22 protein-coding genes are annotated in these 20,855 nt (G+C 67.0%); 16 read left to right on the top strand and 6 right to left on the bottom strand.

What is annotated here, in order from left to right; all coding sequences use genetic code 11:
• The first annotated feature begins 3 nt into the window (after positions 1-3).
• The 10 genes from PPZ50_RS13845 to PPZ50_RS13890 all read left to right on the top strand — a co-directional run bounded on the left by PPZ50_RS13845 (position 4) and on the right by PPZ50_RS13890 (position 10,170).
• Positions 4-1,695 carry a long-chain-fatty-acid--CoA ligase gene (locus tag PPZ50_RS13845; RefSeq protein ID WP_066689454.1) on the top strand — a complete coding sequence of 564 codons (1,692 nt, stop codon included), beginning with the start codon at positions 4-6 and terminating at the stop codon, positions 1,693-1,695.
• A gap of 342 nt (positions 1,696-2,037) precedes the next feature.
• Positions 2,038-3,345 carry a tRNA (N6-isopentenyl adenosine(37)-C2)-methylthiotransferase MiaB gene (gene miaB, locus PPZ50_RS13850; RefSeq protein ID WP_126013210.1) on the top strand — a complete coding sequence of 436 codons (1,308 nt, stop codon included), beginning with the start codon at positions 2,038-2,040 and terminating at the stop codon, positions 3,343-3,345.
• Positions 3,342-3,914, top strand: a complete 573-nt coding sequence (locus PPZ50_RS13855) for a hemerythrin domain-containing protein (protein WP_066689455.1) — start codon at positions 3,342-3,344, stop codon at positions 3,912-3,914. Before miaB ends, PPZ50_RS13855 begins: the two co-directional genes overlap by 4 nt.
• Positions 3,915-4,021: 107 nt before the next feature.
• Positions 4,022-5,080, top strand: coding sequence for an NAD(P)-dependent alcohol dehydrogenase (locus tag PPZ50_RS13860; protein WP_066689456.1), 1,059 nt, complete (start codon positions 4,022-4,024; stop codon positions 5,078-5,080).
• 223 nt (positions 5,081-5,303) lie between these two features.
• A complete protein-coding gene (locus tag PPZ50_RS13865) occupies positions 5,304-6,305 on the top strand; it encodes a PhoH family protein (RefSeq protein WP_066689457.1) in 1,002 nt (333 codons plus the stop codon).
• A 51-nt stretch (positions 6,306-6,356) separates the two neighbouring features.
• A complete protein-coding gene (locus PPZ50_RS13870; RefSeq protein ID WP_066689458.1) occupies positions 6,357-6,629 on the top strand; it encodes a type II toxin-antitoxin system VapB family antitoxin in 273 nt (90 codons plus the stop codon).
• A complete protein-coding gene (locus tag PPZ50_RS13875) occupies positions 6,613-7,008 on the top strand; it encodes a type II toxin-antitoxin system VapC family toxin (protein WP_066689459.1) in 396 nt (131 codons plus the stop codon). The genes PPZ50_RS13870 and PPZ50_RS13875 overlap by 17 nt, the downstream gene beginning before the upstream one ends.
• Positions 7,005-7,517, top strand: coding sequence for an rRNA maturation RNase YbeY (gene ybeY / locus PPZ50_RS13880; protein WP_066689460.1), 513 nt, complete (start codon positions 7,005-7,007; stop codon positions 7,515-7,517). Before PPZ50_RS13875 ends, ybeY begins: the two co-directional genes overlap by 4 nt.
• A 10-nt stretch (positions 7,518-7,527) precedes the next feature.
• On the top strand, positions 7,528-8,436 hold the full coding sequence (locus PPZ50_RS13885) for a hemolysin family protein (RefSeq protein WP_066689461.1): 909 nt from the start codon (positions 7,528-7,530) through the stop codon (positions 8,434-8,436).
• Positions 8,437-8,826: 390 nt separating this feature from the next.
• Positions 8,827-10,170: a PQQ-dependent sugar dehydrogenase gene (locus tag PPZ50_RS13890; protein WP_066689462.1), complete on the top strand. Its 1,344-nt coding sequence runs from the start codon at positions 8,827-8,829 to the stop codon at positions 10,168-10,170.
• A 70-nt stretch (positions 10,171-10,240) separates the two neighbouring features.
• Here the strand turns inward: PPZ50_RS13890 and PPZ50_RS13895 are convergent, their stop codons facing one another.
• Both PPZ50_RS13895 and PPZ50_RS13900 read right to left on the bottom strand, forming a co-directional pair.
• Entirely contained in the window at positions 10,241-10,543 is a 303-nt protein-coding gene (locus PPZ50_RS13895) for a polyhydroxyalkanoic acid system family protein (protein WP_066689463.1), read from the bottom strand.
• Positions 10,544-10,566: 23 nt separating this feature from the next.
• A complete protein-coding gene (locus PPZ50_RS13900) occupies positions 10,567-10,899 on the bottom strand; it encodes an SMR family transporter (RefSeq protein ID WP_066689464.1) in 333 nt (110 codons plus the stop codon).
• Between the two features lie 445 nt (positions 10,900-11,344).
• Between PPZ50_RS13900 and lnt the strand changes: the two genes are divergently transcribed.
• The 4 genes from lnt to PPZ50_RS13920 all read left to right on the top strand — a co-directional run bounded on the left by lnt (position 11,345) and on the right by PPZ50_RS13920 (position 16,387).
• Positions 11,345-12,919, top strand: a complete 1,575-nt coding sequence (gene lnt / locus PPZ50_RS13905; protein WP_272815329.1) for an apolipoprotein N-acyltransferase — start codon at positions 11,345-11,347, stop codon at positions 12,917-12,919.
• Positions 12,920-12,994: 75 nt separating this feature from the next.
• The gene (gene metK, locus PPZ50_RS13910) at positions 12,995-14,206 is read left to right on the top strand and encodes a methionine adenosyltransferase (protein WP_066689466.1); all 1,212 of its coding nucleotides are present in this window, start codon (positions 12,995-12,997) and stop codon (positions 14,204-14,206) included.
• Positions 14,207-14,294: 88 nt separating this feature from the next.
• On the top strand, positions 14,295-15,116 hold the full coding sequence (locus tag PPZ50_RS13915) for a hypothetical protein (RefSeq protein WP_157092696.1): 822 nt from the start codon (positions 14,295-14,297) through the stop codon (positions 15,114-15,116).
• Positions 15,117-15,325: 209 nt separating this feature from the next.
• The gene (locus PPZ50_RS13920; RefSeq protein WP_157092697.1) at positions 15,326-16,387 is read left to right on the top strand and encodes a hypothetical protein; all 1,062 of its coding nucleotides are present in this window, start codon (positions 15,326-15,328) and stop codon (positions 16,385-16,387) included.
• Positions 16,388-16,602: 215 nt separating this feature from the next.
• Here PPZ50_RS13920 and PPZ50_RS13925 read toward each other — a convergent pair whose 3' ends face one another.
• A complete protein-coding gene (locus tag PPZ50_RS13925) occupies positions 16,603-17,187 on the bottom strand; it encodes a phosphatase PAP2 family protein (RefSeq protein WP_066689469.1) in 585 nt (194 codons plus the stop codon).
• A gap of 70 nt (positions 17,188-17,257) precedes the next feature.
• Here PPZ50_RS13925 and trmB point away from each other — a divergent pair, with 70 nt between their 5' ends.
• Positions 17,258-17,938 (top strand): tRNA (guanosine(46)-N7)-methyltransferase TrmB, encoded by a 681-nt coding sequence (trmB, locus tag PPZ50_RS13930; RefSeq protein WP_066689470.1) that lies wholly within the window; start codon positions 17,258-17,260, stop codon positions 17,936-17,938.
• A gap of 6 nt (positions 17,939-17,944) precedes the next feature.
• On the opposite strand, the gene PPZ50_RS13935 is transcribed toward trmB, so the two are convergent.
• The 3 genes from PPZ50_RS13935 to PPZ50_RS13945 are packed head-to-tail and all read right to left on the bottom strand — an operon-like array spanning position 17,945 to position 20,134.
• Positions 17,945-18,100 (bottom strand): hypothetical protein, encoded by a 156-nt coding sequence (locus PPZ50_RS13935; protein WP_164523833.1) that lies wholly within the window; start codon positions 18,098-18,100, stop codon positions 17,945-17,947.
• Positions 18,101-18,152: 52 nt separating this feature from the next.
• The gene (gene pncB / locus PPZ50_RS13940; protein WP_066689471.1) at positions 18,153-19,457 is read right to left on the bottom strand and encodes a nicotinate phosphoribosyltransferase; all 1,305 of its coding nucleotides are present in this window, start codon (positions 19,455-19,457) and stop codon (positions 18,153-18,155) included.
• Entirely contained in the window at positions 19,451-20,134 is a 684-nt protein-coding gene (locus PPZ50_RS13945) for an NUDIX hydrolase (protein WP_066689472.1), read from the bottom strand. The genes pncB and PPZ50_RS13945 overlap by 7 nt, the downstream gene beginning before the upstream one ends.
• A 55-nt stretch (positions 20,135-20,189) precedes the next feature.
• On the opposite strand from PPZ50_RS13945, the gene PPZ50_RS13950 reads away from it, so the two are divergent.
• Positions 20,190-20,774: a cysteine hydrolase family protein gene (locus PPZ50_RS13950; RefSeq protein WP_066689473.1), complete on the top strand. Its 585-nt coding sequence runs from the start codon at positions 20,190-20,192 to the stop codon at positions 20,772-20,774.
• Positions 20,775-20,855 lie beyond the last annotated feature (81 nt).

Genomic DNA, 20,855 nt, shown 5'->3' on the forward strand with positions numbered 1-20,855 from the left:
TAAATGAGCAGCGCCGCACCCGTCCTCGACCGCTATGCCCACCCCGTCGCCTGGGACACGCCGCTCCCGCCCATGTCGATGGTGACCCTGTTCGAGGAATCGGCGGCAAAGCGCGGCGATGCTCCGCTGATCGACTTTCTCGGCCGCCATTACAGCTATGCCGAAACGAAGAACGGCGCCGACCGCGTCGCCTGCGGTCTGGCGGCGATGGGCTATGGTCCGGGCGACCGCATCGGCCTGTTCCTGCCCAACGTACCGCATTATGTCGCGGCCTATTACGGCATCCTGAAACTCGGCGCGACCGTCGTGAACTTCTCGCCGCTCTACACCGCGCAGGAGCTGGCGGCGCAGGTCGAGGATTCGGGCACGAAGCTGCTATTCACCCTGTCGGCGTCCGCGCTGCTGCCGACCGCGCTGAAGGTGCTGGAGACCAGCTCGCTCGAACGGCTGATCGTCGGGTCGGTCGCGGGCGCCCTGCCGCCGGCGAAGTCGCTCTTCTACCGCTGGTTCCGGTCGCAGGAAGTGACGCCGCGCCCCGACGACCGCCGAGTTACCGCCTTTTCCGCGCTGATCGCCAATGACGGCGGCTGCGGTACGCCGACCATCGACCCGGAACGCGATCTCGCGCTCATCCAGTACACCGGCGGCACGACCGGCAGTCCCAAGGGCGCGATGCTCAGCCATGCCAATCTGTCGGCCAATGCGCGGCAGGTCGCATGGCTCGACCCCGACGGCCCGACGCCCGGCGAACGCATCATCGGCGCGCTCCCGATGTTCCACGTCTTCGCCAACACCTGTGTGCTCAACCGGACAGTTGTTACCGGAGGCGAGATCGTCATGCTCCCCCGCTTCGACGCCGGCCAGGTCCTGGCGGCGATCGCCCGCACCCGCGCCACCGCGTTGCCGGGCGTGCCGACCATGTACCGCGCGCTGCTCGACCATCCGCGCCTGCCGCAGACCAATTTCTCCTCGCTGCGCTTCTGTATTTCCGGCGGCGCGCCGATGCCACCGGAACTCAAGGAACGCTTCGAAGCCGCGACCAGGGCGACGCTCGTCGAAGGTTATGGCTTGTCCGAAAGTTCGGGCGTGGTGTCCTGCAACCCCTATGCCGGGCCGCAACAGGCGGGCAGCATCGGACAGCCGATCGCCCATACCCGCGTGCGGCTGGTCGACAAGGAAGACGCGACGCGCGCTGCGCCGGATGGTGAACCGGGTGAAATCGTCGTCGCGGGGCCGCAGATCATGTGCGGCTACTGGCACCGCCCCGATGCCGACGACACGACCTTCTGCATCGACGCCGACGGCACCAAATGGCTGCGCACCGGCGATGTCGGGACGATCGACGAAGACGGCTTCATCCGCATCGTCGACCGGCTGAAGGACATGATCGCGGTCGGCGGGTTCAAGGTGTTCCCGAGCGAGATCGAACGCGTCCTCTACCACCACCCCGCGATCCGCGAGGCGTTGGTCGTCGGCCTGCCCAACGACTATCGCGGCGAAAGCCCCCACGCCTATGTAACGTTGGCCGAGGATGCCGAGGTGACCGGCGAGGCGCTGAAGGCATGGCTCAACCCGCAGCTCGGCAAGCATGAGCGGGTGGACGAAGTCGTCGTCCGCCTGACCCTGCCCAAGACGATGATCGGCAAGCTCAGCCGCAAGGACCTGATCGCCGAGGTGATGGCGGAGCGCGCCTGATCCACCCGTCACCCCGGACTTGATCCGGGGTCCCGCTTCTTCCGTTTTCACGCGACGGCGCGAAGGCACAAAGAAGAATTGGTTCGCGCGGAGGCGCGGAGGGGTTGTGGAGCGGACGCTTGCAGTCTGTCTGGCGAAGCCTCGTTCCTGCCTCGCAGGAGATAGAGTGCCGCTGTCGCGGCAAGCGCAACCTCTCTGCGCCTCCGCGCCTCTGCGCGAAATCTAACTCCTTCTTCTCTTCGCGCCTTCGCGCCTTCGCGCCTTCGCGTGAACCAATCTTCTTCGACCGACCAAAACGCGCAACCCTTCCGACCGCGCGCCAAATCCGGTAAAGGCCCGCCGATGACCACCCCGAAAACCTTCCACGTCAAATCGTTCGGCTGCCAGATGAACGTCTATGACGGCGAACGCATGGCCGAGCTGATGGCGGCTGAGGGCATGACCGCGACCGACGACGCCAATGCCGCCGATCTGGTCGTGCTCAACACCTGCCACATCCGCGAAAAGGCGACCGAAAAGGTCTATTCGGACATTGGTCGCCTGCGCAAACACGGGTCCGACCCGATGATCGCCATCGCCGGCTGCGTCGCGCAGGCAGAAGGGGCGGAGATCGTCCGCCGCGCGAAGGTCGATGTGGTGGTCGGCCCGCAGGCCTATCACAACCTGCCGAAGCTGGTGGCGGACGCGGCGGCGGGCAAGCCCGCGCTCGACACCGACATGCCGGCCGAATCTAAATTCGGCCATTTGCCTGCCCGCCGCCGCAGCGGCCCGTCGGCGTTCCTGACGGTGCAGGAAGGCTGCGACAAATTCTGCACCTATTGCGTCGTGCCTTACACACGGGGGGCAGAAATCAGCCGCTCCTTCGCCCGGATCATCGATGAGGCGAAGGCGCTGGTCGATGGCGGCGCACGCGAGATCACGCTGCTGGGGCAGAACGTCAACGCCTGGACCGATACCGATGGTCGCGGCCTCGACGCGCTGATCCGCGAGCTGGACCGCCTGCCCGCGCTGGAGCGGATTCGCTACACCACCAGCCATCCCAACGACATGACGCAGGGCCTGATCGACGCGCACCGCGACGTCGAGAAACTGATGCCGTTCCTGCACCTGCCGGTACAGGCGGGCAGCGACCGGGTGCTCAAGGCGATGAACCGCAGCCACACCGCCGACAGCTATCTGCGCCTGCTCGACCGTGTCCGCGCCGCCCGGCCCGACATCGCGCTATCGGGCGACTTCATCGTCGGTTTCCCCGGCGAAACCGAAGCGGAGTTTCAGGAAACGCTGCGCCTCGTCGATGCGGTCGGCTATGCGCAGGCGTACAGTTTCAAATACTCGCCCCGCCCCGGCACCCCCGCCGCCGACATGGCGGGCGAGGTTCCGATGGAGGTGATGGACGACCGTCTGCAGCGCTTGCAGGCGTCGCTGCTGCGCGACCAGAAGGCGTTCAACGACGCGGCGGTCGGCCGCACCTGCACCGTGCTGGTCGAACGCGCCGGCCGCCACGCCGGACAGATGCTCGGCAAGTCGCCCTGGCTGCAATCGGTCCATTTCGACACCGACGCCCGCATCGGCGATATGGTCGAGGTGGAGATCGTCGCCGCCGGTCCGGTGTCGCTGTCCGCCGTCGAACGGATGCGGGCGGCGGCGTGAGCGACGCCCACGCGCTGGCGACGCGCGACGGCATCACCGACGACATCGCCTATCTCCGCGCCGCCTATCCCCGCGGCGACTGGGCGAAACACGTCAATTTCGGGCAGCTGTGCGACTTCTGGCTGCACGTGCATCAGTCGCTGCGGACCGAAGGCGGCGCAGTCGAGGGGATCATCGCCGATTTCCGCGAAGGCCGCCTCGACGCCCAGGCGTTTCCGCACCGCTTCGTGCCCGCGCTCAACCAGTTTCTGGGGCACCTCGACGGGCATCACCGGATCGAGGATGCGGTCTATTTCCCGAAGTTCCGCGCGCTCGACCCGCGCATGCAACGCGGTTTCGACCTGCTGGAGGCCGATCACCACGCGATCCACGACGCGCTCGAAACCACGCTCGGCAGCGCGCGCGGCCTGCTCGCCAGCCTGAGCGAACCGAACCGCGACGCTCGCGTGGTCGACACCCATGCCGACCATGCCGCGCTCTTGACCCGGCTGCTGCTGCGCCATCTGGCGGATGAAGAGGATCTGGTGATCCCCGCGATGCTCGAACATGGCGAACGTCGCGTCGGCTGAACGCTTCGCCACTTAAATCAGCAACTTGATATACTATATCGGCAACCAATTCGCCGGGCCGGCATTGCACGCGGCGGAATGCTCTCATTCACGGAAACACCAGCATCATGACGACCCCTGCCAAGGGCTATGCCGCCCAGTCGGCCGACAGCAAGCTCGCCCCCTTCTCGTTCGAACGCCGCGATCCGCAGCCGAACGACGTCGCGATCGACATCCGCTATTGCGGCGTCTGCCACAGCGACCTCCATACCGCGCGCAGCGAATGGCCCGGCACGCTCTACCCCTGCGTTCCGGGGCATGAGATCGTCGGCACGGTGACCGCCGTCGGCAGCGACGTGACCAGGTTCGTCGTCGGCGACACGGTCGGCGTCGGCTGCATGGTCGACAGTTGCGGCGAATGCCCGTCCTGCCATGACGGCGAGGAGCAATATTGCACCGGCACCGGCTTCGTCGGAACCTATAACGGTCCCGATCCGGTCATGGGCGGCCACACCTTCGGCGGCTATTCCGACCATATCGTCGTCGACCAGGACTTCGTGCTGAAGATCCGTCATGACGAGGCCGACCTCGCCGCCGTCGCGCCACTGCTGTGCGCCGGCATCACCACCTATTCGCCGCTCAAGCATTGGGGCGTCGGTCCGGGGCAGAAGGTCGGCATCGTCGGCCTGGGCGGTCTCGGCCATATGGGCGTCAAGATCGCGGCGGCGATGGGCGCCGAGGTCTATGTCTTCTCCACCTCGCCCAACAAGCGCGACGATGCGATCCGACTGGGTGCCAAGGACCTGATCGTGTCGAAGGACGCCGATGCGATGGGCGCGCATGCCGGCAGCTTCGACTTCATCCTGAACACCGTCGCCGCATCCCACGACCTCGACCAGTTCCTCGCCCTGCTCAAGCGCGACGGCACGATGACCCTGGTCGGCGTACCGGAAACGCCGCACCCCTCGCCCTCGGTCGGCAACCTCGTCTTCGGTCGTCGCTCGCTCGCCGGTTCGCTGATCGGCGGCATCGCCGAGACGCAGGAGATGCTCGATTTCTGCAACAAGCATGGCCTGACCGCCGATATCGAGATCATCGACATGGCGGAGATCGAAACCGGCTTCGACCGCATGGCGAAGAGCGACGTCAAATATCGCTTCGTCATCGACATGGCGACGCTGGGTTGACGCCCGTCGGGGGGATGTGCGGCGAACCGCGCTCCCCCCGTCATTTATCGCTGTCCCGCCGCCGCGCGCTCTGCCACATTGGCGCCGATGCAGTCGCACCGCGCCGTCTCTGGGCCAATGATCCGCCTTCGCGCGTTGATGGCTCGATGCGCGAGTTCCGCCACCTTCCTGCTCTCCCTGGCCGGGCGCATCCTGCGTGCCGGCCTTTTCGCGAAAGGATCGCATGAGCCGCAAGCCCGTCCCCGCCCAAGCCGGTCAGCGCGCCCGCGCCGAAATCAGCTTCGACAAGCCGCAGCTCCTCTCCCGCCTGTTCGGCGAATTCGACGCCAATTTGCTGGCGCTGGAGGAACGGCTGGGCGTCTATATCACCGCGCGCGGCGATCGGGTCGGGATCGAGGGATCGGCCGAGGCCGTGGCCCATGCGCGTGAGGTACTGAACGAACTCCACCGCCGCATCCTGCGCGGCGAAGAGGTCGATCCCGGCCTGATCGATGCGGTGATCGCCATGTCGTCGCAGCCCGCGCTCGACGGCATCTTCCGCGCCGAAAGCGGCCAGGGCGCACCGTCGATCATGATCCGCACGCGCAAGAAGACGATCGTGCCGCGCACCGTCGCGCAGGCCAGCTACATGCACCAGCTGCTGTCCAACGACATCATCTTTGCTCTCGGGCCGGCGGGCACCGGCAAGACCTATATCGCCGTCGCGCAGGCCGTGGCCCAGCTCATCACCGGCAGCGTCCAGCGCCTGATCCTGTCGCGCCCGGCGGTCGAGGCGGGCGAGAAACTGGGCTTCCTGCCGGGCGACATGAAGGAAAAGGTCGACCCCTATCTCCGCCCGCTCTACGACGCGCTGAACGACTGCCTGCCCGCCGAACAGGTCGAACGCCGCATCCTGTCGGGCGAGATCGAAATCGCGCCGATCGCCTTCATGCGCGGCCGGACGCTGGCCGACGCCTTCGTCATTCTCGACGAAGCGCAGAATACGACGCCCGCGCAGATGAAGATGTTCCTGACCCGCTTCGGCCAGAACAGCCGCATGGTGGTATGCGGCGATCCCAACCAGACCGACCTGCCCGGCGGCGTCCAGGCATCGGGCCTCGCCGACGCCACCCGCCGGCTGGAAGGGATCGAGGGCATCGCCTTCGCCCGCTTCGGCGCCGGCGACGTCGTCCGCCACCCGATCGTCGGGCGCATCGTCGAAGCCTATGAGGGCAAGGATGCTTGATGCGGAGTATATCCCGCATTAGGTTGCGGGATATACCGTTCGGAGGATGCCATGGCGTCGCTGTATATCAAGGACCCTGAAACCGCGGCAGCCGTAGCGCGCGTGGCCAAGCGTCTTGGTACTAGTAAAACGCAGGCCGTGCGCGATGCCATCCGCCGGGTCGAGGATGATCTCGACAAGGCGACACGCCGCCAGAACCTGCACGAATGGATGCGGGAATATCGCAAGAAAAATCCTCTTCCGCCTCCGACCGGACTGAAAGCGGACAAGGCGTTTTACGACTGGCTGTCCGGAGAGGAAGACGTCGTTGACCCTGTTCGTTGATGCGTCAGCACTAGTGGCGATGATCGCTGGCGAACCGGAGGGCGGATCGATGATGGATCGGGTAATGCATGACGCCGATCCGATTTGGTCCGCAATGACCGAATGGGAAACCGTTCTGGCGCTCTGCCGGTCCTATCGCTACCCCATCGAGCGCGCGCGTCAGGAGGTACGCGACACGGCCGCGGCGGCGGCATTACGGCGAGTTGACATCGGCACCGAAGAGTCAAAGGCCGCGCTAGACGCGTATGATCGCTACGGCAAGGGTCGCCACGAAGCGAAGCTCAACATGGGCGATTGCTTCGCCTATGCCTGCGCCCGTACCAACAACGCCGAATTGCTCTACAAGGGCGACGATTTCGCAAGGACCGACCTGAGATGATCGACATTGCCGTGCAGGCAGAGGCCGACTGGCCGCAGGACATCGCCTGGGAGGCACTCGCCACCCGCGCCGCCACCGCCGCCATTGGCCGGACGCCGCAGGGTGCATGGCTGACCGATCCCGCGTTGATCGAGATCGCGGTCCGCCTGACGTCGGATGACGAGGTCCACACGCTCAACCGGCAGTACCGGCAAAAGGACAAGCCGACCAACGTCCTGTCCTTTCCGATGATCCAGCCCGACCTGCTGTCGACCGTCACGCAGAACAGCGACGATGGCGAGGTGCTGCTGGGCGATATCGTGCTCGCCCACGGCGTCTGCGTGGGCGAAGCGGAGGAACGCGGCATTTCCGTCGCCGATCATGCCACGCATCTGATTGTCCATGGCTGCCTGCATTTGCTAGGCCATGACCATCAAAATGATGCCGAGGCGGAAGCCATGGAGGCGATCGAGCGTTCCACGCTCGCCGAACTCGGCCTGCACGACCCCTATCCCGTTACAGAGGACTGACACGACCATCATGGCCGACGTTTCGACCAGCACCGCGCCCGGCGACAGTAGCAGCTCCGAAGGGGGCATATGGCGGGGGCTGCGCTCGCTGATCTTCGGCACCGACGCCAGCGAGACGCTGCGCGAACGGATCGAGGAAGTGATCGCGGCGCATGAGGACGAAAACGATGCACCGGTCGCGGGCGACCTGTCGCCGATCGAGCGCAAGATGCTGCGCAACATCCTGCATTTCGGCGAACGCGATGCCGGCGACATGGGCGTGCCGCGCGCCGATATCGTCGCGCTGGAGGAGAACACGCCCTTCGCCGATGTCGTGAAGCTGTTCGCCGAAGCGGGACACAGCCGCCTGCCAGTCTATCGCGAAAAGCTCGATACCATCGTCGGCATGGTGCACGTAAAGGACGTGTTCGCGATCCTTGCCAAGGGCGAGGAGCCTCCCCCGACCGCGATCAGCCTGCTGCGGCAGCCGCTCTATGTGCCGCAGTCGATGGGCACGCTCGACCTGCTGGCGCAGATGCAGGCCAGCCGCACCCATCTCGCCATCGTGCTCGACGAATATTCGGGCACGGACGGCCTCATCACGATCGAGGATCTGGTCGAGGAGATCGTCGGCGCGATCGAGGACGAGCATGACGAGGCGCCGACCGACCTGTTCGTGCCGCTGGACGGCGGTGCGTGGGAGGCCGATGCGCGGGCGGAGCTGGAAGACGCCGCCGAACTGATCGACCCGCGCCTGGGCGAGGTCGAGGAAGATGTCGAGACGCTGGGCGGCCTCGCCTTCGTGCTCGCCGGCGAAGTGCCGAAACAGGGCACCTGCCTCGACCATCCCTCGGGATGGCGGATCGAGATCATCGCCGCCGACACCCGCCGCGTCCTGCGCCTGCGCCTCCACCCCCCGTTGCCGGCGGTCGAGGAATAGCCCGCCGCGCATCCTGCGCCGACCTTCCCCCCTTCCGTCACCCCGGGCTTGACCCGGGGTCCGCTTTTTCGCCGTCGGGGCCAACGACGCGGGCGCTTTCGGCCTGATCGCCGCAATCGATCACATCGCGCGAAACTACGCGTTCCGGTGCCATGATACGGTCGTATTCTTTGGGTACGGTTCCTGACGTAACAAGCCACTGGTTACAGCTGAAACCATGGCCTAAGGCGGGGACATCCCCCGCATAACGAATCGGATGGAGCCGCGGGACGCGGCGCTGACGATGGTCGCGCCCTCCCTACTGCATCCGACGGGCCGCCGATGCTGCTCCCTTGGCATCGGCGGCCCTTTTCGCTTTGCCGCGCGGGGGCGCGCTTGTATCCACGCTCCATGCGCAAACATGCCGTCCGTTTCGGAATCGTCCTGCTGGTCCTTGTCGCCGGGCTGGTCTTCTATCTCACCCGCCCCGACCGGGCACAGCTGAGCGAAAACGCCGTCGCCGGCCGCGTGCCGCAGCTGTCGCAGGTCCGCAAGCAGACGATCCCCACCGTCCGCGTCGCCGAACCGACCGGGTGGCAGGACGGCCAGACCCCGACCGCCCCGGCGGGCCTGCAGGTCCAGGCGTTCGCCAAGGGCCTCGACCATCCGCGCTGGCTCTACCGCCTCGCCAATGGCGATGTGCTGGTCGCCGAAACCAACAGCCCCCCGCGCGAGGGCGGCGGCATCACCGGCTTCTTCATGCGCCTGTTCATGAAACAGGCCGGCGCCGGCGCCCCGTCCGCCAACCGCATCACCCTGCTGCGTGACGCGAATGGCGACGGCGTGGCGGAGGGGCGCTCGACATTGCTCAGCGGGCTGAACTCGCCCTTCGGCATGGCGGTGGTCGGCGACTGGCTGTACGTCGCCAACACCGACGCGCTGGTCCGCTATCCCTTCCGCGTCGGGCAGACCCGGATCACCGCGGATGCGGAAAAAATCGTCGACCTGCCCGGCGGCGGCAATCACTGGGCGCGCAACGTCGTCGCCGATCCCGATGGCGAGTCGCTGTACGTCAGCGTCGGCTCGGCCTCCAACATCGCCGAAAACGGGCTGGAGATCGAAAAGAACCGCGCCGCCATCTGGCAGGTCGATCCGGAAAAGAAGAGCTTTCGCATCTACGCCACCGGCTTGCGCAACGCGAACGGCATGGCGTTCGAACCGCGGACGAAGGATTTGTGGGCGGTCGTCAACGAACGCGACATGCTCGGCTCCGACATGCCGCCCGATTACCTGACCAAGGTGGAGTTCGGCGGCAACTATGGTTGGCCGTGGCATTATTGGGGCGGTTATATCGACGACCGCGTCCAGCCGCAGCGCCCCGACCTGCGCCAGTATGTCGCCCGCCCCGACTATGCGCTCGGCGCCCATGTCGCGCCGCTCGGCCTCGCCTTTACCGGTGACATGCGATTGGGCGACCGTTTCGCCAATGGCGCGGCGATCGGCCTGCACGGATCGTGGAACCGCGTGCCTCCCTCGGGCTACAAGGTCGTGTACGTGCCCTTCGCCGCCGATGGCGGTTTCCCCGCGAAGGATGCGAAGCCGGTCGATCTGCTCACCGGCTTCCTCTCGGCCGATGGCAAGCAGGCGTTCGGCCGCCCGGTGGGCGTCATCGCCGACCGCACCGGCGCGATGCTGGTCGCCGACGATGTCGGCAACGTGATCTGGCGGGTCAGCCAGCCGCTGGCGACGCGCTGATCCGCACGCCGCCCTTCTCCCCAGGCGTCACCCCAGCGCAGGCTGGGGTGACGTCGGTGGCGTTAGGGACCTACTTCAACAACGCCGGCCCGTCGCGGCCCAGCTTCTCCTTGATCTTGTTCGCGAACATGGCCAGCATCGGCGGCAGGTCGAGCACCGCATGGACATGGGCGTCGTGCATCTCGCAACGTGCCTTGACCGTCTGCCCCATCCCGCTGACCGTGAAGTGCAGCGTGTCGCCGTCCCAGCGCTTGTCGTGCATCACGCCGCCGGGGATCATGTTCGCCAGCTTGTCGATGCCGCCATCGATCCGCTGCCGCACGCCCGCACGACCCAGTTTGTGGGGGATATCGACTTCGACCGGTTGGTTCATGGAAACTCCTCTTCGCGCCTTATTTAGTGCGCGACGCTCTTGGAAAACAGGTTCATCACGATCACGCCCGCGATGATGAGCGCCATGCCGAGCATCGCCGGGACGTCCAGCCGCTGCCCCTGCCAGCCCCAGGCGATGCCCGCGACCAGCACGATCCCGACCCCCGACCAGATCGCATAGGCGATCCCCGTCGGCATGGTCCGGAGCGCCAGCGACAGGCAGTAGAACGCCACCGCATAGCCCGCGACCGTCACCAGCGACGGCCCGATCCGGGTAAACCCCTGCGTCGCACGCATGGTCGAGGTGGCGATCACTTCGGCGACGATCGCGATGGCGAGCCAGGCATAGGCAGTCATGGGCTCGGGATAGCAGCTAAGCCCGCCGATGGCGCGTGGTTCTCGACAAGCTCGAACCGAACGGGGCTGAGTTCTGGCGCCCCCCCACCCCGATCCCGTTCGGTTCGAGCAGCTTCGAGCCTGTCGAGAAGCGTCCATCGAGAACGCCGCGCTCGGGGAAGTCCGGTCCCAACAGGCTCGAACTGAACGAGGCTGAGTTCTGGCGCCCCCCATCCCGATCCCGTTCGGTTCGAGCAGCTTCGAGCCTGTCGAGAAGCGTCTGTCGAGAACGCCCCGTTCGGGGCAGTCCGGTCCCAACAGGCTCGAACCGAACGAGGCTGAGTTCTGCCGCCCCCACCCCGATCCCGTTCGGTTCGAGCAGCTTCGAGCCTGTCGAGAAGCGTCCGTCGAGAACACCGCGTTCCGGGCACCCCATTCTCGACAGGCTCGAACCAAACGGAACACGATGGAACCGCCCCTTGCACCCACCCCCGCAAGCCGGATATGCACCCGCGTGCCCGCTCTCCTCGCCCTGCTCGCCGGCCTGACCTCGGCCCTTGGTTTCGCGCCGCTCCAATGGTGGCCGGTCACGCTCGCCGCGCTGGCGCTGTGGCTGTGGGTCGTCCATCAGGCGCCGACGCTGAAGGCGGCGCTGTGGCGCTCCTGGCTGTTCGGCGTCGCCCATTTCACCATCGGCAACAACTGGATCCAGCACGCCTTCGACTTCCAGGACCGGATGCCGCCGGCCCTCGGCTATGTCGCGGTCGTCGGCCTCGCGCTCTACCTCGCCATCTACCCGATGCTGGCGGGTGGCATCGCGTGGAAGCTGGGCCGGCGCAGCGGGCGCCCCGACCTCGCCTATGTCGCCATCGCCGCAGCGGCATGGATCGCGACCGAATATGCGCGCGCCATCGTCTTCACCGGCTATGCGTGGAACCCGATCGGCGTGATCTGGGTCCCGACCCCGCTGCGGGGGCTGGCGACGATCACCGGTACCTACACCCTGTCGGGCCTGACCGTGTTGCTCAGCGGTACGATCCTGCTCGCCCCGACACGCGTCCGACGTACCGGCGTGCTGGCGGTATTCGCGCTGCTGATGGGCTGGTTCCTGTGGCGGGGCGATACCCCCGCCCGGATCGCCGCCACCCCCGATGCCCCGCGCGTCCGCGTCGTCCAGCCGAACTTCCCGCAGGAAGCGGTCCGCAGCCCCGGCTACGACCAGCGCCTGCTCGAAAGGCAGATCGAGCTCTCCGGCACCCCCGGCCGCGCCCCGCGCCTGATCGTCTGGCCCGAAGGCACGGTGAACTATTATCTCGAGGACGGCTACCCGCCCGAATGGTATGACGCGCCGCCCGCGCTGCTGCGCGCGCGCATCGCCAGCATCCTCGGCCCCCGCGACGTCGCGCTGGTCGGCGGTACCGCACTGAACTTCGACCCGCGCAGCCAGCTGACCGGCGCGGGCAATTCGGTGTTCGCCCTCACCCCCGACACCCGCATCGCCGGCCGCTATGACAAGGCGCATCTGGTCCCCGGCGGCGAATACCTCCCGCTGCGATCGATCCTCCAGCCGCTCGGCCTGTCACGCCTCGTCATGGGCGACATCGACTTCGCCCCCGGCCCCGGCCCCGCCACCCTCACCCTGCCCGGCTTCGGCCAGGTCGGCATGCAGATCTGCTACGAGATCATCTTTTCAGGCCAAGTCGTCGACCGCGCCCATCGTCCCGCCTTCCTGTTCAATCCGTCGAACGACGCCTGGTTCGGCACCTGGGGGCCGCCGCAGCACCTCGCCCAAGCCCGTCTCCGCGCGACCGAGGAAGGGCTGCCGATCCTGCGCGCCACCCCCACCGGCATCTCGGCGGTGATCGACGCCAGCGGTGCGCTGGTCGCGACCATCCCGGCGGGCCGCGCCGACGCGATCGAGGTGCCGCTGCCTGCCCCCCACGCCCCCACACTGTTCGCGCGGGTCGGCAACTGGATGGCGCTGCTGGCGATAGTTTTGCTGTGCGGCCTTGCGATTGCCATCCGCCGCCGCGCGCGCTAGGGCACCGACATAAGGAAAGCTTTATATGCGGCATGGCAACGGCCGCGTGCTTTCCCTCTAGCCTAGAGGAAGTCCATGCGTTCCAATTATCTCTTCACCTCGGAATCGGTTTCCGAAGGCCATCCCGACAAGGTCGCGGACCAGATTTCCGATTCGATCGTCGACCTGTTCCTGTCGAAGGACCCCGAAGCGCGCATCGCCTGCGAAACGCTGACCACGACCCAGCTCGTCGTCCTCGCCGGTGAAATCCGCTGCAAGGGCGTGTTCGAAAACGACCAGTGGGCCGAGGGCGCCGAGGCCGAGATCGAACGCACCGTGCGCGAAACCGTGAAGAAGATCGGCTATGAACAGTCGGGCTTCCACTGGGAAACCTTCCGCTTCGAAAACAACCTGCATGCGCAGTCGGCGCATATCGCGCAGGGCGTCGACGCATCGGGGAACAAGGACGAAGGCGCCGGCGATCAGGGCATCATGTTCGGCTTCGCCTGCGACGAAACGCCGGACCTGATGCCGGCCACGCTCGACTACAGCCACAAGATCCTCGCCAAGATGGCCGCCGACCGCCATTCGGGCGCCGCGCCGTTCCTCGAACCCGATGCCAAGAGCCAGGTCACGCTGCGCTTCGAAAACGGCAAGCCGGTCGCCGCGACCGCGATCGTCGTCTCGACCCAGCATGCCGCCGGCTACGACAATGGCGACAAGGAAGCCGAGCTGCACAATTACGTGAAGTCGGTCGTCGCCGACGTGCTGCCCGCCGACCTGCTGTCGGACGCGACCGAATACCACATCAACCCGACCGGCAGCTTCGAAATCGGCGGCCCGGACGGTGATGCGGGCCTGACCGGCCGCAAGATCATCGTCGACACCTATGGCGGCGCCGCCCCGCACGGCGGCGGCGCGTTCAGCGGCAAGGACCCGACCAAGGTCGACCGTTCGGCGGCCTACATCACCCGCTACCTCGCGAAGAACATCGTCGCCGCCGGCCTCGCCAAGCGCTGCACGATCCAGCTCGCCTATGCGATCGGCGTGTCGAAGCCGCTGTCGCTCTATGTCGACACGCACGGCACCGGCACCGTCGCCGACGACGCGATCGAAACCGCGATCGCCGGCATCGAGAAGCTGGGCGGCCTGACCCCGCGCGGCATCCGCACGCATCTCGGCCTCAACAAGCCGATCTATCGCCCGACCGCCGCTTACGGCCATTTCGGCCGCAAGCCCGAAGGCGACCTGTTCCCGTGGGAAAAAACCGATCTGGTCGACGACCTGAAGGCCGCGCTCGCCGCCTGATTTCCGGTCGACACCGTTCGAAAAAAGGGGGAGGTTCGCCGGCGACGGCGGGCCTCCCTTTTTCATGACCGCCGCATGGGAGGACAGGATGCGAACCGCGACGGCACTCTTGGCGATGATCCTGGCCGCGCCGGCCGTGGCGCAGACCGCGCCCGCCCAAACCCTGTCGGCGGAGGAACGCGCGGCGCTGGACCGCACTACCGAACGCGGCCGCCTGCTCGCCGCCTATGATCGGGTCGCATGGCTCGGCACCGACGATGTGCAACGGCGCCTGCCCGACTGGCGGCAGAAGCTCGGCGGCTGGATCGTCGAGGGGCCGGCGACCGCACCGATCCTGACCTTCCACGACCGGTCGCAACCGCCCCGCGCGCTCTACACCGCGCGCCTGGTCGGCGGAAAGCTCGCCGATGCGAAGCTCGTCCCGGCCGACGCGGCGGCCCTGTCCCCGTCGCAGCTCAGCCTGATCGCCGCCCGCGACAGCGCGGCCAAGGCGATGGGCGCCGCCGCCCTGCGCCCCTGCGGCCCGGCCTTCAACACCGTGGTCGTTCCACCCGCCACCGCCAGCGACGTGACCGCAGTCTATTTCCTGTCCGCCCAGACCAAGGCCGACGACATGCCGATCGGCGGCCATTACCGCGTCGATGTCGCGCCCGACGGCCGTGCCACCGCGCCCCATGCCTTCTCAAAGGGCTGCATGACGCTGCCCCCGCCCTCCGCGAAGCAGCGCGTCGTCGGCGGCGTCGTATCCACCCTCACCGGGCCGCTCCCCAACGAAGCGCACAGCTTCGTCGTGGAGGCGTATCAACGGCGGCTGTTCGTCATCACGCCGCTCAGCGGTAATCGCATGTTTGCGCTTAAGCCCGGCGCTCCGGCCGTGCTCATCCCCTCACCCGCCACCAAAGCAAGATGAGCACCGAAGCCCGCCGCCTAGTTCGCAACCACCTACCCGTCACCCCGGGCTTGACCCGGGGTCCCGCTTCTTCATCCCCGGCCGGCGTACCGCGCGCACCCGCGCAAAAGCCGCCCCAGCGCCACAACCGCCTCGACATCCCACCCAAAAGTAGGAAAGGTTCGCCCACGACAGACGGCCCGACGAACGGCCGCCCAGGGGGGGATGACATGCGGATATGGATGGCTGCACTGGCAGCGGGGATGATTGTCGCGACACCGGTCGCCGCGCAGCAAAGCGGCACGGCGATCAACGCGAAGCCGGGCAAGCCCTATCGCTTCAAGCATAGCGGCATCACGACCCCCGCCCAGCTGGACGGCATCGCCCGCGTCGGCGTCCGGCAATTCGGCGATCAGGAACTCGACGTCTTCGCCAAATACGAAAATGGCGAGGACATGATTACCGTCTATGTCTATCGCTCGCTCACCGGCAGCGTGCCGGTGTGGTTCGACCGCGCCCGCGCCTCGGTCGAACAGCGCCGCGAATTGTTCGGCAACGTCGCGCCGGTCGTGCCCACCGCCTTCACGCCGCCGGGACAGTCGACCGTCAGCGGCCTGATGGCCGGCTGGACGTTGAACAAGCCGCCCTATCGCGGCACCGCGCTTGCCATCCTGCCGGTCGGCGAATGGCTGGTGAAGGTGCGCTACAGTTCCAGCAAGATGGACGGTGCGGCGGTCGCGGCGCGCATCCCGGCGATCCTCGACGCGCTCGCATGGCCGCGGACGATCCCCGCCGCGCCCGCCGCCGCACCCGTCGCGGCGTGCGCCACCCCGCTCGTCTTCGATGCCGCCGCAACCACGGTGACCGATCCCAAGGCGATTCAATCCGCCGCGCTCACCGGCGGCCTGATCGCGGCGGCGGCGGACGGCAAGGGCACGCCGCCTGCCACGGCGCCGCTCTGGTGCCGCGATCCGGCCCCCGCCCCGTTCGGCGCGGCCTATCGCGAAAATGCCGAACCGGAGGGCTATCTGCTCGCGATCAGCGACAGCGGACGCGGCATCGCGGTCCAACCCGATGTGATCGCGCGCGAACTGGGACAGGCGGAGGGCAAGCAGGTCCGCCAATGGTCGGTCGCCGGCTACGAACCCGGATCGGTTGCGACCCACACGCCGATGACCGGCCTGCCTTCGCCCGAAACGCTGATCGGCGTGCTCGACCGGCCCGTCCTCGCCAGGACGACGACCTGGGGCAAGAAGCGCGACGTCGCGGTGAACCCCGACGTGTTCAAATAGGGCGAAGCGCTTTCCTACACCGGACGGCGCTGCCATGCTCGCCGATGCCCTTTGACATCGTCGGCTCCCCTACGTCACCCCGGACTTGATCCGGGGTCCCGCTTCTCGCGTCACCCCGCGAGCGAAGTGTCAACTTCGGCGCAGAAAGTTACGCCCAACCCACTGTAAGAAAACAAAATATAGGCTGACAAAAATTCGACGCCCCGCAACCTTTGTCAACTTCCAGCCTCCGGCATCACCCTTGCGACGATCGCCTCCGCCGCCCAGCCGATGACCGCCCCGGCCACCACGTCGATCGGGAAATGCGTGCCTCGCGGCACCTGGATCGCGGCGATGGTTGCAGCGGCGGCATGGACCGGCACCGCCGCCTGCGGATATTCCCGCGCCACCGCCCGCGCCACCGCGACCGCCCCGGCGGTATGGCCGGACGGAAAGGAATTGTGCGGGCCTTCGTCATGGTCGCCGGGCTTCGGCCGATGCGCCTCGCGACTGGCGAACAGCTTGGGTCGCGCCCGGTCGACATTATGCTTGATCGCCGATTTGGCCAGCGTCGCGAGCCCATGCGCCATCAGCATCCGTATGCCCGTCCGCGTCAGCCGGGCGTCCTGCGCGATCAGCCCGGCGGCGATGGTGGACAGGTTGATCGCGACCATCGGCGGCTGGTCGGCCACCTCGCTCAGCGTGCCCGCGACCTTGACCACCGGATGATGCCGCAGCTCGGCGGCCACGCCATGGCCGAGGTCGATATCGGCATCGACCAGTTGCTTCGCCCCGCGCTTGGCTTTCTTCTTCTTGCCCATGGCCCTCCAACCCCCGGCCCGCGCGGAAGCTCCTTGTCGACACGCCGCCCGGGCGGGTAGGAGCGCCGCGATGAACGATCCCACCACCATTCGCCGCCTCTATGGCCGTCGTCAGGGCCACAAGCTGCGCCAGGGCCAGGCCGCGCTGGTCGAGGAACTGCTGCCGCAGGTCTCCGTCCCCGATACCGGACCGCTCGATTCGCATGTGCTGTTCGGCGACGACCGCCCGGTCGAGGTGGAGATCGGCTTCGGCGCGGGCGAACATCTCGCCGGACAGGCCGGTGCCCGCCCGCATCACGGCTTTGTCGGCTGCGAACCGTTCCTGAACGGAGTGGTCGGCGCGCTGAACCATATCCGCGACGACGAACTCGCCAATGTCCGCCTGCACATGGGCGACGCGCTGGAGGTGATCGAACGCTTCCCGGATGGCAGCCTCGAGCGCGTCTATCTGCTCCACCCCGATCCCTGGCCCAAGGCGCGCCATGCCAAGCGCCGCATGATGAACCATGGGCCCATGGACCTGATCGCACGCAAGCTGCGGCCGGGCGGCGAGTTCCGCCTCGGCACCGACGACCCGACCTATTGCCGCTGGGCGATGATGATCATGGACCAGCGCCGCGACTTCGTGTGGCAGGCACAAACCGCCGCCGACTTCCTGACCCGCCCCGCCGACTGGCCGGAAACCCGCTACGAACGCAAAGCCCGGCGGCAGGGCCACGAAGTCTGGTATTTCCGCTACGTCCGGGTCTGACGCCGCTCAGGTCAGCGCCGACTTGCGCGGCGGGTCGTCTTCGGCGGGCGTGTGCGGTTGCTCGCGGTCCAGCGTGTCGCTCGGGCGGCGGGCGTCGCCGTCGCGCTGGTGATCGACCGACAGGTTGGCATCGCCATCGGTCGGGGTCTTGGGATCGGGCATCGTCGCTCTCCTCGTTCCCTCAATGCCCGGGACGCGCGGGACGTTCCCCCCGCTATACCGCGACGGGGCTCGCCACCCGGCCGCCCTCGCCAAAGATGCGGAGGTAACGGGCGATATCTGACGGATCGCCGGTCGCCTTGGCCGGATTGTCCGACAGCTTGACCGCCGGACGCCCATTGGCGCTGATGACCTTGCATACCAGCGAGATCGGCTCCAGCCCCTCGCCCCCCAACGGGTCGCAGCCGCGGAAATCGTTGGTGAGGTTGGTGCCCCAGCCGAAGCTCATGCGCACGCGTCCGTGAAAATGTTGATAGGTCTTCAGGATGCTGTCGACGTCCATCCCGTCGGAAAAGATCAGCAGCTTGGACCGGGGATCGACGCCCTGTTCCTGCCACCAGCGCAATATCTGTTCGCCCCCCTCGATCGGTGGCATGCTGTCGGGGCGGAAGCCGGTCCAGTCCGCCAGCCAGTGTGGCGCGTTGCGCAGGAACGCGGTCGTCCCGAACGCATCGGGCAAGGCGATCAGCAGGTTGCCGCCATAATGCCGTCGCCATTCCTCCAGCACACGGTAGGGCGCGGCGGCGATCCCCGCATCGTCGTCGGACAGCGCCGCCTCCACCATCGGCAGTTCGTGCGCATTGGTGCCGATCGCCTCGACCCCCGCCTGCATCGCCAGCAGCACGTTGGAGGTGCCGACGAACCGGCTGCCCAGCCCCTCCTGCAACGCCTCGACGCACCAGCGCTGCCACAGGAAGCCGTGGCGCCGGCGGGTGCCGAAGTCCGACAGGACCAGATCGGGCAGCGTGCGCAGCCGCTCGACCTTGTCCCACAATCGCGCCTTCGCCCGGGCATAGGTCACGTCCAGCGCGAACCGGCCATGGTCGCGCAGCGCCGCCCGCGCGCGGAGTTCGTTCAGGATGGCAAGCGCCGGAATCTCCCACAGCGACGTTTCGGCCCAGGGACCGTCGAAATGCAGTTCATACTGGCCATCGCGCACCGACAGCTCATAGTCGGGCAGCCGAAACCGGCTGAGCCAGTCGATGAAACCCGGCGCGAACATCCGCTCGACGCCGTAGAAGCTGTTACCCGCCAGCCAGATCAGTTCCTGCTTGGAAAAACCGACCGTACGGGCATGGTCCAGCTGCGCGCGGAGTTCGCCTTCGTCGATGACCTCGGCCAACCGCACCGACTTGCTGCGATTGATCACGGCAAAGGTCGCGCGGACGTCCGGATGCACCTCGCGGATCATCTGCACCATCAGCAGCTTGTAGAAATCGGTGTCGAGCAGGCTGCGCACGACCGGGTCGAGCCGCCAGCCATGGTTCCATACCCGGGTCGCGATGTCGGTCATTACCATGGGGGGCCTTTTGGGATGTGGATATACAACTCGGCGGGGCGGAAGGCCCGTCCCGTTTCGAACGTTCCGGTCGGGTGGAGCACGCCGCGTTCCAGCATGCGGCGGCGGAAGGCGGGCTTGTTGAGGGGGCGGCCGAGCACCGCTTCGTGGACCGCCTGCAACTCGCGCAGGGTGAAGCGTTCGGGCAGCAGGGCAAAGGCGGCGTCGTCGATCGTGGCCCGCAACCGATCCAGCGTCAGCGCGACGATGCGATCATGGTCGAACGCCAGCCGCACGTCCCGCCGCCCCGCCGGATCGAGCGGCGCCCAGCATTGATCGTCGCGAAGCCGCACTGCCGCCATCCGCGCGGGATCGAGCAGGACACGGTAGGCGATGCTGATGATCCGCATCCGGGGATCGCGATCGACCGCGCCGAAGCAATGGACCTGTTCGGGCGAACCGCCGGACAAGCCGGCCTTGTCGTGCAGCACCCGCCCGGCCGCCGCCTCCAGCGATTCGTCGATGCCGACGAAACCCCCGGGAAGCGCCCAGTCGCCGGCGAAGGGCGGACGATCCCGCCGGGCCAGCAGGACGCCCAACGTGCCGTCGATCATCCCGAGCGCAACGCAGTCGACCGCTACCGATGGCCGATCATAGTCCGCCGGATCATAGCGATCGAGGAACCCCGCGTCTTCCATCCGCTTTACATATATCCGATTAGCGAATATGTAAAGCGGCAGGAGGACCGTTCCGATGCGTGATCTGATCATCGTGGTCGATACCCAGGCCGATTTCATGCTGCCCGATGGCGCCCTGCCCGTCCCCGGCGCAGAGGCGATCGTCGCACCGCTGGCCCGATGGCTTGCGCAACGAACCGAAGCGGATACGGCGGCGATCATCTTCACCTTCGACACGCATTATGCGGAAACCTATCCCGACAGTCCGGAAGCGAAGCTGTTCCCGATCCACTGCGTCAAGGGCACACCGGGGTGGCGCAACCTGCTCGACCCGCTGGCGGTGCCGGCGACGATCCCCTGCCGGACGCTGGAAAAGGGCGTGTTCGACATGTGGGCCGAAGACGGGCTGATGCTGCACGATCCGAGGAACGAACTGCCTCCCGTCCCGCGCGACACATTCTTCGCCGATCTGCGCGACCAAGGCGTCGGGCAGGCGATCGTCGTCGGCGTTGCGGCGGACTATTGCGTGCGCTGGGCGATCGACGGATTGGTCGATCGGGGATTTGCGGTGACCGTCCCGGCAGCACTGACGCGGGGCATCGATCGCCCGATCGAACAGGTACTTCGTGAAGATTTTGCAGGACGTCCGGTTGCGAACTAATGCATTCGGCGTACGGCCGTTACGGCAAGCCGTTGTTAGGGGCTGTTGCAATAGTGTAGGGTCACGCCCATCGCTGGTCGA

Origin of the sequence: Sphingomonas hankookensis, assembly GCF_028551275.1 — a bacterium.
Lineage (GTDB): Bacteria > Pseudomonadota > Alphaproteobacteria > Sphingomonadales > Sphingomonadaceae > Sphingomonas > Sphingomonas hankookensis_A.

Excerpts from the sequence above, each read along its gene's own strand:
- PPZ50_RS13845 (WP_066689454.1), top strand. The coding sequence starts at position 4 with ATGAGCAGCGCCGCACCCGTCCTCGACCGCTATGCCCACCCCGTCGCC.
- miaB (WP_126013210.1), top strand. The coding sequence starts at position 2,038 with ATGACCACCCCGAAAACCTTCCACGTCAAATCGTTCGGCTGCCAGATG.
- PPZ50_RS13860 (WP_066689456.1), top strand. The coding sequence starts at position 4,022 with ATGACGACCCCTGCCAAGGGCTATGCCGCCCAGTCGGCCGACAGCAAG.
- PPZ50_RS13865 (WP_066689457.1), top strand. The coding sequence starts at position 5,304 with ATGAGCCGCAAGCCCGTCCCCGCCCAAGCCGGTCAGCGCGCCCGCGCC.
- PPZ50_RS13870 (WP_066689458.1), top strand. The coding sequence starts at position 6,357 with ATGGCGTCGCTGTATATCAAGGACCCTGAAACCGCGGCAGCCGTAGCG.
- ybeY (WP_066689460.1), top strand. The coding sequence starts at position 7,005 with ATGATCGACATTGCCGTGCAGGCAGAGGCCGACTGGCCGCAGGACATC.
- PPZ50_RS13885 (WP_066689461.1), top strand. The coding sequence starts at position 7,528 with ATGGCCGACGTTTCGACCAGCACCGCGCCCGGCGACAGTAGCAGCTCC.
- PPZ50_RS13890 (WP_066689462.1), top strand. The coding sequence starts at position 8,827 with ATGCGCAAACATGCCGTCCGTTTCGGAATCGTCCTGCTGGTCCTTGTC.
- PPZ50_RS13895 (WP_066689463.1), bottom strand. The coding sequence starts at position 10,543 with ATGAACCAACCGGTCGAAGTCGATATCCCCCACAAACTGGGTCGTGCG.
- PPZ50_RS13900 (WP_066689464.1), bottom strand. The coding sequence starts at position 10,899 with ATGACTGCCTATGCCTGGCTCGCCATCGCGATCGTCGCCGAAGTGATC.
- lnt (WP_272815329.1), top strand. The coding sequence starts at position 11,345 with ATGGAACCGCCCCTTGCACCCACCCCCGCAAGCCGGATATGCACCCGC.
- metK (WP_066689466.1), top strand. The coding sequence starts at position 12,995 with ATGCGTTCCAATTATCTCTTCACCTCGGAATCGGTTTCCGAAGGCCAT.
- PPZ50_RS13915 (WP_157092696.1), top strand. The coding sequence starts at position 14,295 with ATGCGAACCGCGACGGCACTCTTGGCGATGATCCTGGCCGCGCCGGCC.
- PPZ50_RS13920 (WP_157092697.1), top strand. The coding sequence starts at position 15,326 with ATGCGGATATGGATGGCTGCACTGGCAGCGGGGATGATTGTCGCGACA.
- PPZ50_RS13925 (WP_066689469.1), bottom strand. The coding sequence starts at position 17,187 with ATGGGCAAGAAGAAGAAAGCCAAGCGCGGGGCGAAGCAACTGGTCGAT.
- trmB (WP_066689470.1), top strand. The coding sequence starts at position 17,258 with ATGAACGATCCCACCACCATTCGCCGCCTCTATGGCCGTCGTCAGGGC.
- PPZ50_RS13935 (WP_164523833.1), bottom strand. The coding sequence starts at position 18,100 with ATGCCCGATCCCAAGACCCCGACCGATGGCGATGCCAACCTGTCGGTC.
- pncB (WP_066689471.1), bottom strand. The coding sequence starts at position 19,457 with ATGGTAATGACCGACATCGCGACCCGGGTATGGAACCATGGCTGGCGG.
- PPZ50_RS13945 (WP_066689472.1), bottom strand. The coding sequence starts at position 20,134 with ATGGAAGACGCGGGGTTCCTCGATCGCTATGATCCGGCGGACTATGAT.
- PPZ50_RS13950 (WP_066689473.1), top strand. The coding sequence starts at position 20,190 with ATGCGTGATCTGATCATCGTGGTCGATACCCAGGCCGATTTCATGCTG.